Origin of the sequence: Microbulbifer hydrolyticus (assembly GCF_009931115.1) — a bacterium.
GTDB lineage: Bacteria > Pseudomonadota > Gammaproteobacteria > Pseudomonadales > Cellvibrionaceae > Microbulbifer > Microbulbifer hydrolyticus.
Map to the genome: position 1 here is coordinate 1,969,572 of NZ_CP047491.1, position 17,147 is coordinate 1,986,718.

The 17,147-nt window shown below is 60.0% G+C and carries 13 protein-coding genes; 9 read left to right on the forward strand and 4 right to left on the reverse strand.

All coding sequences use genetic code 11. The features are described 5' to 3' along the window. Positions 1-29: 29 nt before the first annotated feature. Together GTQ55_RS08305 and GTQ55_RS08310 are read right to left on the reverse strand one after the other, a co-directional pair. Positions 30-2,303, reverse strand: a complete 2,274-nt coding sequence (locus GTQ55_RS08305) for a TonB-dependent receptor (RefSeq protein WP_237567886.1) — start codon at positions 2,301-2,303, stop codon at positions 30-32. Positions 2,304-2,435: 132 nt separating this feature from the next. Beyond that, the gene (locus GTQ55_RS08310) at positions 2,436-3,932 is read right to left on the reverse strand and encodes a sodium:solute symporter family protein (RefSeq protein ID WP_161858312.1); all 1,497 of its coding nucleotides are present in this window, start codon (positions 3,930-3,932) and stop codon (positions 2,436-2,438) included. Between the two features lie 134 nt (positions 3,933-4,066). Here GTQ55_RS08310 and GTQ55_RS08315 point away from each other — a divergent pair, with 134 nt between their 5' ends. After that, positions 4,067-4,786 carry a TetR/AcrR family transcriptional regulator gene (locus GTQ55_RS08315; protein WP_161858313.1) on the forward strand — a complete coding sequence of 240 codons (720 nt, stop codon included), beginning with the start codon at positions 4,067-4,069 and terminating at the stop codon, positions 4,784-4,786. A 98-nt stretch (positions 4,787-4,884) separates the two neighbouring features. On the opposite strand, the gene GTQ55_RS08320 is transcribed toward GTQ55_RS08315, so the two are convergent. Further along, complete coding sequence (locus tag GTQ55_RS08320; protein ID WP_161858314.1) at positions 4,885-5,181, reverse strand: hypothetical protein; 297 nt, start codon at positions 5,179-5,181, stop codon at positions 4,885-4,887. Between the two features lie 258 nt (positions 5,182-5,439). Here GTQ55_RS08320 and GTQ55_RS08325 point away from each other — a divergent pair, with 258 nt between their 5' ends. From GTQ55_RS08325 to GTQ55_RS08340, 4 genes are all read left to right on the forward strand, one after another. Then, on the forward strand, positions 5,440-7,011 hold the full coding sequence (locus GTQ55_RS08325; protein ID WP_237567887.1) for an alpha/beta hydrolase: 1,572 nt from the start codon (positions 5,440-5,442) through the stop codon (positions 7,009-7,011). Between the two features lie 86 nt (positions 7,012-7,097). Continuing rightward, positions 7,098-8,339 (forward strand): lipoprotein-releasing ABC transporter permease subunit, encoded by a 1,242-nt coding sequence (locus tag GTQ55_RS08330; protein WP_161858316.1) that lies wholly within the window; start codon positions 7,098-7,100, stop codon positions 8,337-8,339. A gap of 59 nt (positions 8,340-8,398) precedes the next feature. Continuing rightward, positions 8,399-9,148, forward strand: coding sequence for a lipoprotein-releasing ABC transporter ATP-binding protein LolD (gene lolD, locus GTQ55_RS08335; protein ID WP_161858317.1), 750 nt, complete (start codon positions 8,399-8,401; stop codon positions 9,146-9,148). Next, a complete protein-coding gene (locus GTQ55_RS08340; RefSeq protein ID WP_161858318.1) occupies positions 9,141-10,409 on the forward strand; it encodes a lipoprotein-releasing ABC transporter permease subunit in 1,269 nt (422 codons plus the stop codon). The genes lolD and GTQ55_RS08340 overlap by 8 nt, the downstream gene beginning before the upstream one ends. A 118-nt stretch (positions 10,410-10,527) precedes the next feature. On the opposite strand, the gene GTQ55_RS08345 is transcribed toward GTQ55_RS08340, so the two are convergent. Continuing rightward, positions 10,528-11,064 carry a DUF2062 domain-containing protein gene (locus GTQ55_RS08345; protein ID WP_161858319.1) on the reverse strand — a complete coding sequence of 179 codons (537 nt, stop codon included), beginning with the start codon at positions 11,062-11,064 and terminating at the stop codon, positions 10,528-10,530. Between the two features lie 459 nt (positions 11,065-11,523). Here GTQ55_RS08345 and GTQ55_RS08350 point away from each other — a divergent pair, with 459 nt between their 5' ends. The 4 genes from GTQ55_RS08350 to acnD all read left to right on the forward strand — a co-directional run bounded on the left by GTQ55_RS08350 (position 11,524) and on the right by acnD (position 17,146). After that, complete coding sequence (locus GTQ55_RS08350; RefSeq protein WP_161858320.1) at positions 11,524-12,258, forward strand: GntR family transcriptional regulator; 735 nt, start codon at positions 11,524-11,526, stop codon at positions 12,256-12,258. 47 nt (positions 12,259-12,305) lie between these two features. After that, positions 12,306-13,184: a methylisocitrate lyase gene (gene prpB, locus GTQ55_RS08355; RefSeq protein WP_161858321.1), complete on the forward strand. Its 879-nt coding sequence runs from the start codon at positions 12,306-12,308 to the stop codon at positions 13,182-13,184. A 37-nt stretch (positions 13,185-13,221) separates the two neighbouring features. Next, on the forward strand, positions 13,222-14,346 hold the full coding sequence (prpC, locus tag GTQ55_RS08360) for a bifunctional 2-methylcitrate synthase/citrate synthase (RefSeq protein ID WP_161858322.1): 1,125 nt from the start codon (positions 13,222-13,224) through the stop codon (positions 14,344-14,346). A gap of 202 nt (positions 14,347-14,548) precedes the next feature. After that, the gene (gene acnD, locus GTQ55_RS08365) at positions 14,549-17,146 is read left to right on the forward strand and encodes a Fe/S-dependent 2-methylisocitrate dehydratase AcnD (RefSeq protein ID WP_161858323.1); all 2,598 of its coding nucleotides are present in this window, start codon (positions 14,549-14,551) and stop codon (positions 17,144-17,146) included. The last annotated feature ends 1 nt before the right edge of the window (position 17,147 follow it).

Consider the following 17,147-nt stretch of genomic DNA (forward strand, 5'->3'; position numbering starts at 1 on the left):
TCAATTGCCCGCCCAAGACAACCGGACGATCAGAACTGATAGGAGAGAGAGGCCGTGACCGTGCGCGGAGCGCCGTAGTAGCCAATCAGAGAGTTGGCCAGGTTCGGCTGCGCCGGTGTTGTGCCGTCATCGATACCGGTGAAGGGATAGCCGGAGGTTCGGTATTCCTCGTCAGTGAGGTTTTTGCCGTGTAACCCCAGGGTCCAGTTTTGCGCCGGGCTCACCCAGACTGCATTGATGTCGAACAGTGTATAGCCTTCCTGGTCCAGAAGCGTTTCGATTTCATACATATGCACTTCGCCGCGGTAGGAAGCGTTAGCATTCAGCATCAGCTCGCCGCCGAAGGCACTGGTGTCGTAGGTGAGTCCGAAGTTGACCGTGCTTTCCGGGGTATAGGAAACCACCATAAGATCCGCCGCGTTTTCGACCTGTTCCGTAGCGCGGTTGAGAAGCATGACTTCGTCGAATTCAGCGTTGATGATACCCACGGTGAGATTGGCAGAAAGGTTGTCGGTCAACAGCGCTATCGCCTCCAGTTCACCGCCGAGTCCACTGGCGGAGCCCGCGTTGATGACCTGGCCGGCGAAGCTGTCAGAGTTTCCGTCGCCGTCTATATCAATGCCTACCGAAGTTTTTACATGCATATCGGTGTAGTCATTGTTGAACAGGGTTGCGTTCAGGCGCAGGCGACCGTCTGCCAGCTCGCTCTTCACCCCGAGTTCAACCGTTTCGACCACTTCCGAGTCGAATGGCTCTGCAGACTGGGGCAGGGCAGTGATGTTGGCACGGGGGTCGAAGCCGCCGCTTTTGAATCCCTTGGAGAAGGAGGCAAACAGCATCACATCTTCGCTGGCAAAATACTCAACACTTGCACGCGGGGAGAAGTCGGAGAAGGTTACGGAGTCTTTGAAATCCGTTGCGGTGATCTGGTTGTTAAAGTCACCGGCACCAGCCAGTACATTGTAGGAAGAGAAGAATCCGTTGGTGGTTTTCTCGTCCTTGCTATAGCGACCACCGAGCGTCATGGACCAGGCGTCGTTGAACTGATAGGTACCGTTGGCAAACAGGGCCTTGCTGACCGTATTGACATCACCAATGGTACGGGTGCCGATCAGCGGGTTGGTGCCGTCATTGTAGAGCGACTTGTATACGTCCAGGTCGAACGCGCCGAACGCATCGCCATCGAAATAATACAGGCCTGCGACGCCACTCAATTTTTCGCCAGTAAAGATCAGCTGGAATTCCTGGCTGAATTGTTCATCACTGGTGACAAAAAACGGGGCTTCCACCAGGCCGAGTTGCTCACTGTCAAAATCGATAGCGGTCTGCTGGTCGCCTTCACGACTTGCGGTGATCGATTTGAACTGGATGGATTCATTCACGTCGTAGGATACAGTCAGGGCCAGGCCTTCACTGTTTACCTGCTGATTAGTGGGGTCCATGCCGGAGCGTGTGTCGTGGACATTATTCAGCGGGGCGGCACCGTCGACGAATCCGGGGGTCATGCGATAGCCACCGCGGAGGTTGGAGTCGTCTGAGGTGTTGTCGTAGTTCAGTACCAGATTGAGGGCGTCGGTCGGTTGTGCCTCCATAGACAGGCGATACGCGAACACATCCTTGTTGCCGTTTTCTTCCCCCTCGAATTGCGGGCCTACGTATTCACCGTAACCATCGCGGCTGAGGGATGCGAATGCCGCGCCGACCCACAGCTTGTCTTCGACCAGCGGTATGGAGCCCGAAGCCTTGATGTCGCGCTGGTTATGGCTGCCGACCGCAAGATTTATTTTGCTGCTGGCGTCACCGGCGATGCTGCGGGTGACATACTTGATGGCACCACCGATCGTGTTCTTGCCGTACAGGGTACCCTGCGGGCCGCGCAGGACTTCAATCCGCTCCACATCGAAAACATCGAGCAGTGCTGCCTGCGGGCGAGCAAAGTAAACATCGTCGATATACACACCGACGCCCGGCTCAAAGCCCCACAGGGGATCCTGCTGGCCGATACCGCGGATGTACGCGGTCAGGGTAGAGTTGGTCGCGCGGCTCGCTTCCAGGGTCACGTTGGGGCTCTGGCGAGCTACCTGATCCAGCGCCTGAATACCCATGTTGTCCAGTTCGTCACCCGTCAGAGCAGTTACGGCAACCGGTACGTCCTGAAGACTCTGCTCACGCTTTTGCGCGGTAACGGTAACTTCTTCCAGCGCTCTGGTTGTTTCGATGTCTGCGGCGGTGGCACTGATGCCGCAGCTGAAGGTGATGGCCGCGGCCAGCGGATGCAGGAAGTAACGTTTGGTTTGGCTCACTGATTTTCCCTCAAATTATCGCTTTTATATTTATCAATCTTATTGGGGGCGGTCAGTACAGCGTACCGCCACTACGTAAAAATCAACACCTGTTGAATTTGCATTAAGGAAAACTCAACAACCGTTGAGCTGTCAAGTGGAAAATTCATCACCTGTTGAAATTGGCGTTTTTTGCTTTTTCGAGAGTACGGCCAGGCCAGCCAACTTGCGAACGAGAAGAACCGAGAGGAAGTACCCCAGAGAGCACAGTATTGCGTAGGCCGCCGCAACGGCCGGGTTGGTGATACCGCCGAGCGTAATCAGCAGCACATGCACCAGCAAACCGATAACCGCTGCACTGCCAACAGCCCAGGCTGGGGGCGCCCTGTGTAAAGTGATACCGAACAGCAGTGGAACCAGGGATGCGGCGCCGAGGCCGTAAACACCTTTTTGCGCAAAGATACCGACCAGCGGTGGCGGGTCGTAGGCAATAACCACCGCGATCACCCCGATGCTAATCAGTACAACGCGAGAAAGTAGCAATCCACGCCCCTCAGCGAATGGCCGGTTGCCTGCGAGGGGTTGGTAAATATCCCGCACAACCATTGCCGAAAGGGCAACCAGAATTCCGTCCAGCGTGGACATGCCGGCTGCTAACAGTGTGATACCGATAAATGCGAGGAGATAGCTGCCTGCAGTACTGCTACCAAACTCTGCAGCAATATAACTTGCCACGACGGCATCCTGTTGCGGTACCTCGAGGCCGCTGAGGCGCGCATAAAAGCCCACGGTCAGCATCAGCATGAAGCAGATGATCGCTACGGCGGTGGTACCAATAAAACGGTTTACGTCACCATCCCCCTTGAGGTAGAGCATTTTGGTGAGGATGTGCGGCTGCAGCATCAGCGCAAAGGTAATCAGGAACCCGCTGCCGAAAACGGAGAAAAAGCTGAAATACAGGTCGCTGTCCGGATTGATCCAGCCCGCATAGCCCTCACCGACCTGCCGCAGCGACTGCATGGGGGAATCGCCGAAGTGATGCCAGCCCGCAATGAAGATTACCAGCGAAATCACCAGCATCATCACGCCCTGCAGCGTATTGGTGTAGGCGTGGGCGTAAGTGCCCCCCATCAGCACGTAGCTGAAAACAAACGCGGCAATCAGAATCAGGGCCGCCCGCTGGCCAATCGGAAATAACTCAGCGACCAACAGACTGCAGCCCACCAGGATAAGCACCACGAACGCCAGGGACAGCAGGTTGATAAGCGCAAAAAAAATGCTGAGTGGTCGGCTTTGGTAGCGCTGATAAATCCAGTCTGGCACGGTGATCGCGCCAGCGGCATCGCCAAGGGCGCGGAAGCGGCGGGTGAGCAGGAATAATGCTGCAATAATGCCGCCGCCGCCGGCCAGCGCATAGTGGATAAACGCGGAAACGCCATGCACATAGACGAACCCAGGGTTGATCACGAAGGTCGCGGTGGATGCTACGGAGGCGGCCATGGTGATCCCGATCAGGTAGGGGTTCATATCCCGGTTGCCGATGGCAAAACTACGGATGCTCTGGGTCTTGCGCATACCGATCCATGACAGCCACAGGGTTGCGAGCACATAGGCCCCCAGGCAGAGGTACTTGAATAGCTCCGGGTTCATCAGATTACCCTCGTTATTATTGTGGGTGAGCACGGCGGTTGCGGTGCAGGGATGGGCTGATTAAATTCAACGCTTGTTGAACTGTCAAGCGGTCGGGTATTCTTGGGAACCTCAGATCAAAGGTAGAGCGGGCAATGACGACGGCGGTGGCAGGTAAGAAAACGGCGGGTGCCGGTAAATCGCCCAGTGCAAAAGGTAAGGGCGGCGCCCGGGTAACGGCGCGCAGCCAGGAGCGGCGCGAGCTGATTCTCGATGCGGCCGAGGAGCTGTTTGCCCTGCACGGGTTTGATGGCGTCACCTTGCGGCAGATTGCTAACCAGGCCGGGGTAGATGTCGCACTCACCAGCTACTATTTTGGCCCCAAGCTTGAGTTGTTTGATGCGGTGTTACAGCGGCGCGGTGAGATCCTGAACCGGGCGCGGCTGGATGCCTTGCGTGCAGCGGAAGAAGAGTTTGCTCCGGAGCCGCCACCGATCGAGAAGGTCATCGAGGCGTTCCTGCGTCCATTGGAAATCGCTCAGGAAACGGAAGACCGCGGCTGGCGTAACTACTGCGCGCTGATTGCTTACGTCAACAACTCGCCGGTCTGGGGCGAAAAAATGATCAGCAAGCACTTCGACAAACTGGTGCGTGAGTTTGGTGATGCGATGCATCGCTGCTTCCCGAAAGCGAGCGCCAAGCAAATATACTGGTGCTACCACAATCTGTCGGGCGCCCTGTCTCTGACCTTTGCCGACACCGGGCGTATCGATCACCTTTCCAGAAACGCCTGTCAGTCCCACGACTTCCAGTCCGCCTACGACTGCATGATTCCGTTTATGGCTGCGGGCTTCCGGGAAGTGTGTGGAGGCTAGTCGATAGGGTCTCCCGGTTATCGACTCGGTAGCAGATACAAAAAAAGCGGCCTCCCGCAGGAGGCCGCTTTTTTTCGGGCCGAATACGTCGGCAGGATTCAGCCGCGGTGCTTCTTCACCGTGTGCAGGGCAACATCCCATTCAAAATACACGTAGAAGTCGTTGTATTCCCAGCGGGTAATAGCCGGCTCGCCCACCGGGCCCTGAATGCCGAGCGGTTCGCCAAGGCGCGCCGTTACTTCGTCTTTCTTCAGGCCGCGCATTTGTTCCACACGGGTTTCACTGCTCTGGGCGCCAACGGGCACCTCGAGGTTTTCTGCATGGGCGCCTACAGACAGGGCCAGCAGGGTCGCGCCAGCCAGCGCAGGAAGTTGTTTGCGGAGTCCGTTGAACATGAGCCTTCTCCGGGTATCGTTGTTCTTTATGGCAGCCATTAAAGCAGATATTGTGCCGAAACACGCGGAGTTCTTCACGTTTTTCTTCGATTGGGGGAGTATTTCCGGCTCAAACTCCACCATCGGTAGTGCCCGTAACAGGGCTGCGAATCGCCTGTGCTAACCTGAGTGCTACTGCGTCGCCTTGAGTGTCCAGGGATGGGAACCAGACATTTCTTTTCTTCCGCCGGCCTGCTGGTTGGAACAATATTCTTCGCATTGTCCTTAACCCCCTCACTGATTCCCCGCGAGGGAGTCGTGCAGGGCGTCATATCTGGAGTCGCGCTGGCGGCTGGTTACGGTGTGGGTGTGCTGCTCCTGTGGTTGTGGAAGTTCTTCGAGCTCCCGTCTGCCAGTGCGCGGACCCAGCGCTACCTTCGCCTGGCGGCCGGGGTGATGTGTGGCCTGCTTGCGCTCGGGTTTCTGTGGCAGGCGAACAACTGGCAAAACTCTGTGCGCGCACTGATCGGGCTGGAGGCGGGACCGGGGGTAAGGCCACTTACCATAGCGCTGGTCGCCGCACTGCTGTTTCTGCTGATACTGCTTTTGGGGAAGCTTTTTCGCCGTCTGTTTCACCTTGTTTCCGGTAAGCTCGCGCGCCGGGTTCCCAGCCGTATTTCCATCGTCCTTGGCCTGCTGGCGGCATTCTGGCTGTTCTGGGCGGTGATCAATGACGTGCTGCTATCCGCTGCGCTGCACACGGTAGACGGTATCTACCAGCGGCTGGACGCCAAAATTGTGCCGGATATGAAGCCGCCGTCGGACCCGGGCAAGGCGGGCAGCGCCGCATCGCTATTGCGCTGGAACGACATGGGGCACCAGGGGCGTCGCTATCTGGCTCTGGGCCCGACCAGCGATGACATCGCCAAGGTTACCGGCACCGCGAAGGATCCGATCCGGGTGTACGCAGGGCTCAATGCCGCTGACTCCCCGGATGAGCGGGCACACCTGGCACTGGAAGAGCTGAAGCGGGTAGGGGGGTTCGATCGCCCCGTACTGGTGCTGATTACGCCGACAGGTACCGGTTGGGTAGACCCGGGGGCCATCAATTCGGTCGAGTATCTGTTCGCGGGTGATATCGCCAGTGTGGCGGCGCAGTACTCCTACCTCCCGAGTCCCATTGCACTGATGACTCAGGACGCCTACGGGCGGGAAACCGCCGAAGCATTATTCGACAGTATTTACGGTTACTGGCGCACGCTGCCCAAGGCGAGCCGGCCAAAACTGTACCTGTTTGGCCTCAGTCTCGGCGCACTGAACTCCGACCGCTCGTTTGATTTCTTCGACATCATCGATGACCCCTTCCACGGCGCCCTGTGGACCGGACCGCCGTTTCGCAGCGACACATGGCGGGAGGTTACCGCTGAGCGGGATGCCGGCTCGCCGGCCTGGCTGCCGCAGTTCCACGGCGGTGCCATGGTGCGGTTTGGCAATCATTTTGGCGGTTACGACAAGGGCACTGAGCCCTGGGGTCGCTTTCGCATTGCCTATCTGCAGCATGGCAGTGATCCCATCGTATTCTTCGAGCCACAGGCCGCCTACCGCAGGCCGGCGTGGATGCAGAAACCGCGCGCGCAGGATGTGTCGCCGGATCTCGAGTGGTACCCGATTGTCACCATGCTCCAGCTGGCGATGGATATGCACGCGGGTATTGCGCCCATGGGGTACGGCCACAGTTATGCGCCAGGGGATTACGTAGACGCCTGGTATCACCTCACCGAGCCAGAGGGCTGGGACGAGCGCAAGCTGAAGAAGTTGAAAGAAAACCTGCTGCAGTGGAATAAGCGCTGAATGCTGTTGTCCAATTTGCCGGACGGACCCGGGTATTGTGCGTAAATACTTGGATTTCTTGGCGTTTTTCCGCTTAAATCAACTTCATGATAAAACCAGTTCCCCTCTATATCGGCCTCCGCTACGTGGCCGCCCGCCGCCGGCAGCAGTTCATTTCCTTTATCAACGGATTCTCGCTGTTGGGCATGGCGCTGGGCGTGCTGGCGCTGATCGTGGTGAGCTCGGTGATGAACGGTTTCGACCGCGAATTGAAAACCCGCATCCTGTCGGTAGTGCCCCACGGTTTTGTGGAACAGCAAGGCGGGCTGGAAGACTGGTCCGCAGCGGCCGACACCCTGCGCCAGCAGCCACACGTGGTCGCCGCCAGCCCCTTCGTGCGCGGCTTTGCGCTGCTCGGTGCCAACAACCAGTCCCAGGGCGTTGAGTTCCAGGGCGTGGATCCTGTCGCCCTGCGCGAGGTCTCCGCCGTGGGCGAACATATGCTGATGGGCAGCCTCGATGCGCTGGAGTCCCGCAGTTACAACATCGTCCTCGGCCGTATCCTCGCGCGCCAGCTGGGTGTCATTCCCGGTGACAGCGTCATCCTCACGCTGCCGGAAGTGGTGATCACCCCCGCGGGTATTTTCCCCCGCACCAAGCGCTTCACCGTCGCCGGTGTGTTCTCCGTGGGAGCGCAGGTGGACCAGAACATGGCGCTGATGCATCTCGACGATGCCGCGCGCCTGCTGCGCATGCGGGGCAAGGTGCAGGGGCTGCAGCTCAAGTTTGACGATATGAACAACGCCCTCGGGCGCGTGGAAGGCTACGCCCAATCCCTTGGTGAAGACTTCAGCGGCGAAGACTGGAGCCACTCCCAGGGCAGCCTGTTCCAGGCAGTGAAAATGGAGAAAACCGTCGTCACCCTGATGCTGATGATCATTGTGGCGGTAGCCGCATTCAATATCGTCTCCGCGCTGGTGCTGATGGTGGCGGACAAACGTTCGGACATCGCGGTGCTGCGTACCCTCGGCCTTACCTCCCGTCAGATCATGGCGGTGTTTGTGGTGCAGGGCAGTGCCATCGGGATCATCGGCGCATTGATCGGCGGCCTCCTGGGGACCCTGATCGCGCTGAACCTGACCGATCTGGTGTCCTGGATCGAGCATGTGGTGGGCGCGAAAATCTTCGATCCGCGGGTGTTTTTCGTCAGCTTCCTGCCGTCGGAGTTCCGCCCCGGCGACGCGATCATGGTATTGAGTGCCGCGGTCGTCATGAGCCTGCTGGCAACACTGTTCCCGGCCTGGCGCGCGGCACAGATTGCGCCGGCAGAAGCGCTCCGTTACGAATAAGCCCGATAAATTCAGCGGACGGGCACGACCCGTCTGCCACAAGGTAAACGAATCACAAGATGAACAGCCAAGTGGAAATTCACCCGGAAGAATCCCGCCCGCAGGCGTCCGCCGACGTGGTGCTGGCCTGCCATCAACTTACCAAGACCTATCGCCAGGGCGTCGATCAACTGGACGTGCTGCGCGGCGTGGAGCTGGAGGTGCCGAAGGGGCAGCGCCTCGCTATTGTCGGTGCCTCGGGCTCCGGTAAATCCACCCTGCTGAACCTGCTGGGTGGCCTGGATACGCCCACTTCCGGCGAAGTGTGGGTCGGCGGGCATAACCTCGCCGCGCTGAACGCCAACGAGCGCGGCTGGCTGCGCAACAGCAGCCTCGGGTTTGTATACCAGTTCCACCACCTGCTGAACGAATTCTCCGCGCTGGAAAACGTCGCCATGCCGCTGCTGATTGGCAAGCGCTCGGTTTCCGAATCCCGCGCCGCCGCGCAGGAAATGCTCGAGGCCGTGGGCCTCGGCCAACGCCTGACGCACAAGCCCGCGCAGCTCTCCGGTGGCGAGCGCCAGCGTGTGGCCATCGCCCGTGCCCTGGTGGCACGCCCCGCCTGCGTGCTGATGGATGAACCCACGGGCAACCTGGACCGCGCGACGGCGCATGAAATTCACAAACTGATGGACCGCCTCAACAGCGAGACAGGAATCAGCTTTGTGATTGTCACCCACGACCCGGATCTCGCCGGCGCACTCGATCGCTGTCTTCACCTGGTCGATGGCGAACTGATAGAAGGCTGGCAGCAGGGCGATCATGTTTAGGCCATTACCCGCATTTATTGGCCTGCGCTACGCAGGCGCGCAGCGCAACGATCAGGATTCTGCCGGCCTGGTGTCGTTTATCTCCGGACTGTCGATGATCGGCCTGATCCTCGGTGTGGCACTGATGATCGTGGTGATGTCGGTCATGAACGGGTTCGATCGCGAACTGCGCGAGCGCATCCTCGGCATCATGCCGCATGCCACCGTGTATAACGCCAGTCCGGATATCGACTGGACACAGCTGCGGGACCAGGTTGCCGCGGCGCCGGGCGTGACCGCCGCCGCCGAGGTGTGGCAGGTGAACGGACTCGCCCGCAATGGCCTCGAGGTAACACCGCTGCTGGTGCAGGGCGTCAATCCCGAAACCATCGTCAATGTGTCGACAATCGGTGAGTTCCTGCAGCCGAACAGTTTTGCCGCGCTCACCAGCGACCCGGCCGAGCCGGGCATCATCCTCGGGCGTGGCATTGCCGATAAGCTGGGCATCGCCGTCGGCGAGCAGCTCTCGGTAATCGTGCCGCAAAGTGGCAGCGCTGAATCCGGCGGTCGCACCGCCGCACAGCTGGCCGGCTTCCGGGTGGTGGATATCTTCCATTCCGGCACCGCGCTGGATCACTCCCTCGCATTGGTGGACTGGGCGCAGGCGCAATCCCTCGCCGGTGGCGCCGGTGGTGCCGGGGTGCAGATGCGGGTCAAGGATATGTTGCGATCGTTCGCGGTGTTCCAGCAGTTGCTGCGCCAGCTGCCGGCGGAAGGGTTTTACGGCAATGACTGGACCGGCACCCACGGCAACCTGTACCAGGCCATCCAGATGTCGCGCAATCTGGTCAGCCTGCTGGTGTTCCTGATTATCGCCATTGCGGCATTCAACGTGGTTTCGACTCTCGTCATGGTGGTGATCGACAAACACGGGGACATCGCCATCCTGCGCACCATGGGTGCCAGTACCCGCGAAATCCTGCTCACCTTTGTCAGTCAGGGCGCACTGGTGGGGCTAATCGGGGTGCTTGTGGGCGGAGTGCTCGGGGTGATCGGCGCGCTGCTGGTGACCGATGCCGTGGCCGGGCTGGAATCCCTGTTCGGTATCCAGTTCCTCAAGTCCGACGTGTATCCGGTGGATTACCTTCCGTCCGAGCTGGAGTGGGGTGACGTGGCACTGGTGGTGGGGGCGGGCTTTCTGCTGAGCCTTATCGCAACACTGTATCCTGCATTCCAGGCCAGTCGGGTGCAGCCGGCGGCCGCATTGCGGCACGACTTCTAGTCCCCGCCATACCGGACTACTGGGCAATCGCTCGGTGGTTCCGGTGCGCTCTTAATCAAGGGCAGGGTGGGTGATTCTCAGAAGGGAGGGGTGGTTTCCGCGGGCGCGGTACCGCGCGTTAGTTGCTCTCGCCCAGTTGCGCCTTGCGTTGTTCCAGCCGCGCATTCCAGCGCTTGACCACGTGCCAGCGCCAGATCGCCTGCATGACGAAATAGGCCACCGTGGCAAAGAAAATCCCGCAGATCAGCGAGCCCGAAAATAGCGGCAACCAGATTCTTCCCACTTCCTCCGTTAGCCATTCCCACGACAGTTCGATCTTGAACGGCACGTGCGGCGTGCCGAGCAGCCACGCGCCCAGCTTGTAGGTGCTGTAGAAGATCGCCGGCATGGTCACCGGGTTGCTGATCCACACCAGTACCATCGAAAGCGGCAGGTTGCAGCGGAACCACAACGCCAGCACTGCGGCAATCAGCATCTGGCCGGGCAGGGGGAGGAAACTGGTGAAGATGCCCACCGCAAACGCCACGGAAACCGAGTGACGGTTCAGGTGAAACAGGTTGGGGTCGTGCAGCAGGGTGCCGAGTATCTTCAGGCCGCTATTTGCGCGCACTTGTTCGGGAGTTGGCAGCCAGCGCCTGATAGTACTCTTAGGCATGATTCAAATCTGCTCGATACTCTCGATTTGTCTTCTCGACTGGAAACTCGGGGCTGACAATCCGCTGTCTGGTTACCCTATAAGAATAGAGTGGCTGGGCCCGTTAATGGCCCTATAGCGGTCTTGGCGGTCAGCGCGGGCGCTATTATGCCCATATCACTTTTTTAAGACTACCATTGATGCCTTCGTAGTATTAACCCGGCCCACCCGGTCAGCCCGCTACAAACACAACCCTGCCTACTTTGGTGCGACCCCGACGCCATCGGGCGCCTCCGGCGTGAAAATCCTCTATCGCCACCCATGACTGCCAAGTCAGCCTAAAAATCCCAATGTGTTGACAGAAATTACGGTTGACGCAAAAAAAATGGCCATTTAAGCTCCTGCAACCTATAAAGTGTCGACAATCTGGAGTGACACCAGAAGTCGACAGTCGAAGAATCGTTTGCGGGACCCGTGAGAATGGAAGGTCAGGCCACCAAAACATCCGCCGTCGACGGCAAGGCAGACGCCGCAGTGGCTGAGCCCGGCACATCCTCGCGGGGTTCACAGAGCCTCGCCGACCGCCTGTTCCTGACTCTGCGTAGCGAGATCGTGGAAGGGCGCATCGCCGCCGGCAGCAAGATCAGCGAGCCGGAACTGGCGCGCCGCTTCGACGCCAGCCGCGGCAGCCTGCGCGAAGCCCTGATGCGGCTGGAGTCCCTCAGCCTGATCGAACGCCGGGTCAACGTCGGCGCCCGGGTCGTGGATCTGACCGAGCGCGGCCTGCTGGAAATCTACGACGTCCGCGAAGCTCTGGAAGGCATGGCCTGCCGCCTGGCGGCGCAGAACCGCAGCGAGGAAGACCTGGTGGAACTGCGCCAGATGCTCGAGCGCCACGAGCAGCAGGAAGAGCTGCAAAAGGGCACCGCGTATTTCCAGCCGGAAGGCGACTTCGACTTTCACTTCCGCATCGTGCAGGCCGCTCACAACGACCTGCTGATCGACACCCTCTGCAACAAGCTTTACTACCGCGTGCGCATGTACCGCTATCAGCTGGGTATGGCCAGCCCGCGCGCCCACCGCGCCTTCCGCGAACACAGCCACATTATTGAAGCCATCGAAGCAGGGGACGGCGAACTCGCCGAAATCCTGATGCGTCGCCACATTCGGGCGTCGCGCAGCAATATCGAAAACAAGTTATCCAAGCAGAATTAACACCAAACAACACCAAACCCGATTAAATGAGAGAACAGGGGCAGTTTATGAGCAGACCAGAATCCGCCGGCGCACGCTTCCGTCAGGCCCTGAAAGACAACCAGCCGCTGCAGGTGGTGGGTACCATCAACGCCTACACTGCGATCATGGCCGAGCGCATCGGCCACCAGGCGATCTACCTGTCTGGCGGTGGCGTGGCCAACGCCTCCTACGGTCTGCCGGATCTGGGCATGACCAGCATGAACGACGTGCTCGAAGATGTGCGCCGTATCACCGCCGCCTCCAGCCTGCCGCTGCTGGTGGATATCGATACCGGCTGGGGTGGTGCCTTCAATATTGGCCGCACCGTTAAAGAAATGATCCGCGCCGGTGCCGCCGCGGTACACATCGAAGATCAGGTAGCCCAGAAGCGCTGCGGCCACCGCCCGAACAAAGAGATCGTCTCCAAAGAAGAAATGGTCGACCGCATCAAGGCCGCGGTAGACGCGCGCAGTGATGACGACTTCTTCATCATGGCCCGCACCGACGCCTTCGCACAGGAAGGCCTCGAAGCCGCCATCGAGCGCGCCCAGGCCTGCATCGAAGCCGGTGCCGACGGCATCTTCGCCGAAGCCGTGACCGAGCTGGAACACTACCGCGCATTCAAAGACGCGTTGAACGTGCCGATCCTCGCCAACATCACCGAGTTCGGCCAGACCAAGCTGTACAACAAAGCCGAGCTGGGCGAGTCCGGTGCCGACATGGTGCTGTACCCGCTGTCCGCCTTCCGCGCCATGAACAAAGCCGCGGAAAATGTGTACACCAGCATCCTGGAGAAGGGCGACCAGCAGGCCGTGGTCGACACCATGCAGACCCGCGCGGAACTGTACGACTACCTGAACTACCACGACTTTGAAGACAAGCTCGATCAGCTCTTCAAGAAGTAATCGAACCGAAATCAAATCAAAAATAGGGGAAATAGAGATGGCAGAGAAAAAAGTTGGCGGAGCAGGCCTGCGCGGCCAGGTAGCTGGTAAAACCGCACTTTCCACCGTAGGCGTATCCGGCTCCGGCCTGACCTACTGCGGCTACGACGTAAAAGACCTGGCAGAAAACTGCGAGTTCGAAGAAGTCGCCTACCTGATCTTCAACGGCGAACTGCCGACCACCGCGCAGCTGGCCGATTACAAAGGCGTACTGAAAACCATGCGCGGCCTGCCGCTGGCACTGCGCGAAGTACTGGAACGCATCCCCGCCGATGCGCACCCGATGGATGTCATGCGCACCGGCTGCTCCATGCTGGGCAACCTGGAAGGTGAAGAGTCCTTCGACCAGCAGCAGGAAAAAGCTAACCGACTGTTGGCCGCATTCCCGTCCATCATCTGCTACTGGTACCGCTTCACCCACGACGGCGTGCGTATCGAAACCGAAACCGACGACGACTCCATCGGCGGCCACTTCCTGCACATGCTGCGCGGCGAAAAGCCCAACGCACTGCACGAGCAGGTCATGAACGTGTCCCTGATCCTGTACGCCGAGCACGAGTTCAACGCGTCCACCTTCACCGCGCGCGTGTGTGCCTCCACCCTGTCTGACCTGTTCAGCTGCATCACCGGCGCCATCGGCTCCCTGCGCGGCCCGCTGCACGGCGGTGCCAACGAAGCCGCGATGGAACTGATCGAGCGTTTCTCCTCCGCCGACGAAGCGGAAAAAGAACTGCTGGGCATGCTCGAGCGCAAAGAAAAGATCATGGGCTTCGGCCACGCGGTGTACACCGAATCCGACCCGCGCAACGCCATCATCAAGCAGTGGTCCGAAAAACTCGCCGCCGACGTGGGCGACGACGTGCTGTACCCGGTCTCCGTACGCTGTGAAGAAGTCATGTGGCGCGAGAAGAAGCTGTTCTGTAACGCCGACTTCTTCCACGCCTCTGCGTACCACTTCATGGGTATTCCCACCAAGCTGTTCACCCCGATCTTCGTGATGAGCCGCGTAACCGGCTGGGCCGCCCACGTATTCGAACAGCGCGCCGACAACCGCATCATCCGCCCGAGCGCGGAATACACCGGCCCGGAACTGCGCAAAGTAACGCCGATCGCGGATCGCTAAGTTCGATCGGAACTACAGAACGCGATGCGAAGGCGCTGATGCCGGGGTCCCCTTTGCAGGACTGTCTGCGAGAGGGATCTCGCAGCCAAGCCCCCATGGATGGGTACACGGCGTGTCCTGCAAAGGGGACCCCGGTAGCAGTGCCGCCACTCAACGACCCGACTGAACGGCCCCACCAAACGACCCGACTGGGTGACTAGAAATGAACACCGAATTCCGCAAAAAACTCCCCGGCACAGACCTAGACTATTTCGACACCCGCGAAGCCGTCGAAAAAATCCAGCCGGGTGCCTATGAAAAACTGCCGTATACCTCCCGTATCCTGGCAGAGAACCTCGTGCGCCGCTGCGAGCCCGCAATGCTCACCGACGCCCTCAAGCAGCTGATCGAACGCAAGCGCGACCTCGACTTCCCCTGGTTCCCCGCGCGCGTCGTCTGCCACGATATTCTCGGCCAGACCGCACTGGTGGACCTCGCCGGCCTACGCGATGCCATTGCAGAGAAGGGCGGTGACCCGGCCAAAGTAAACCCGGTCGTCCCCACACAGCTGATCGTCGACCACTCCCTGGCCGTCGAACACCCCGGTTTTGAAAAAGACGCGTTCGAAAAGAACCGCGCCGTGGAAGAGCGCCGCAACGAAGACCGCTTCCACTTCATCAACTGGACCAAAACCGCGTTTGAAAACGTCGACGTCATCCCGCCCGGCAACGGCATCATGCACCAGATCAACCTGGAGAAAATGTCTCCGGTTGTGCAGAAGAAAGATGGCGTTGCCTTCCCGGATACCTGTGTCGGTACCGACAGCCACACCCCGATGGTCGATGCGCTCGGCGTAATCTCCGTGGGTGTGGGCGGCCTGGAAGCCGAAAGCGTCATGCTCGGCCGCGCCTCCTATATGCGCCTGCCCGACATCGTCGGCGTCGAGCTCACCGGCAAACTGCAGCCCGGCATCACCGGTACCGACATGGTGCTGGCCCTCACCGAATTCCTGCGCCGCGAGCGTGTGGTCGGTGCCTACCTCGAATTCTTCGGCGAAGGCGCCTCCAGCCTGAGCCTCGGCGACCGCGCCACCATCGCCAACATGACCCCGGAATACGGTGCCACCGCCGGCATGTTCGCCATCGACGAGCAGACCATCGACTACCTGAAGCTCACCGGCCGCGACGACGACCAGGTTGCACTGGTAGAAAAGTTCGCGAAAGAAACCGGCCTGTGGGCAGACAGCCTGAAAACCGCCGAATACGAACGCGTGCTGACCTTCGACCTGTCTTCCGTCACCCGCAACCTGGCCGGCCCCTCCAACCCGCACGCACTGCTGCCGGTATCCGAACTGGGCTCCCGTGGTATTGCCAAAGAATGGGAAGAGAAAGAGGGCGAGATGCCCGACGGTGCCGTGATCATCGCCGCGATCACCAGCTGTACCAACACCAGCAACCCGCGCAACATGATTGCCGCCGGCCTGATCGCGCGTAACGCCAACAAGCTCGGCCTGACCCGCAAGCCCTGGGTGAAAACCTCGCTGGCACCGGGTTCCAAGACTGTAAAAATGTACCTGGAAGAAGCCGACCTGCTGCCGGAACTGCAGCAACAGGGCTTCGACGTGGTCGCGTTTGCCTGCACCACCTGTAACGGCATGAGCGGCGCACTGGACCCGAAAATCCAGAAAGAAGTCATCGACCGCGACCTGTACGCCACCGCCGTACTGTCCGGCAACCGCAACTTCGACGGCCGTATCCACCCCTACGCCAAGCAGGCGTTCCTCGCTTCACCGCCGCTGGTCGTCGCCTACGCGATTGCCGGCACCATCCGCTTTGATATCGAGAAGGATGTACTGGGCCACGACAAAGACGGCAACCCGGTCACCCTGAAAGATATCTGGCCGAGCGACGAAGAGATCGACGCGATCGTCAAACAGAGCGTAAAGCCCGAGCAGTTCCGCGAGGTCTACATCCCGATGTTCGACCTGGAAAAGAGCGCGGAAGAGAAGGGCGAGCCCCTGTATAACTGGCGCCCGCAGAGCACCTACATCCGCCGCCCGCCATACTGGGAAGGCGCGCTGGCCGGCGAGCGCTCCCTGAAAGGCATGCGCCCGCTGGCGGTGCTGGGTGACAACATCACCACCGACCACCTGTCGCCGTCCAACGCGATCCTGGCCAGCAGTGCGGCCGGTGAATACCTGGCAAAAATGGGCCTGCCGGAGGAGGACTTCAACTCCTACGCCACCCATCGCGGCGACCACCTCACCGCCCAGCGCGCCACCTTCGCGAACCCGAAATTGTTGAACGAAATGGTGCGCGACGACAACGGCGAAGTGAAGCAGGGCTCCTTCGCCCGTGTGGAACCGGAAGGCAAGGTCACCCGCATGTGGGAAGCCATCGAGACCTACATGGAGCGCAAGCAGCCGCTGATTATTGTCGCCGGCGCCGACTACGGCCAGGGCTCCTCCCGCGACTGGGCGGCGAAGGGCGTGCGCCTCGCCGGTGTGGAAGCGATTGTGGCCGAAGGCTTCGAGCGTATTCACCGCACCAACCTGATCGGCATGGGCGTACTGCCGCTGGAATTCCAGCCCGGCACCACCCGCGAGACCCTCGGCATCGACGGTACCGAAACCTTCGACGTAATTGGCGAGCAAACCCCGGGCGCCACCCTGACCCTGCTGATCCACCGTAAAGACGGTGAGACCGTAGAAGCCCCGGTGAAATGCCGCCTGGACACCCAGGAAGAAGTCTCGATCTACGCTGCCGGCGGTGTACTGCAGCGCTTCGCCAACGACTTCCTGGAAGCGGAGGCATCAGCATAAT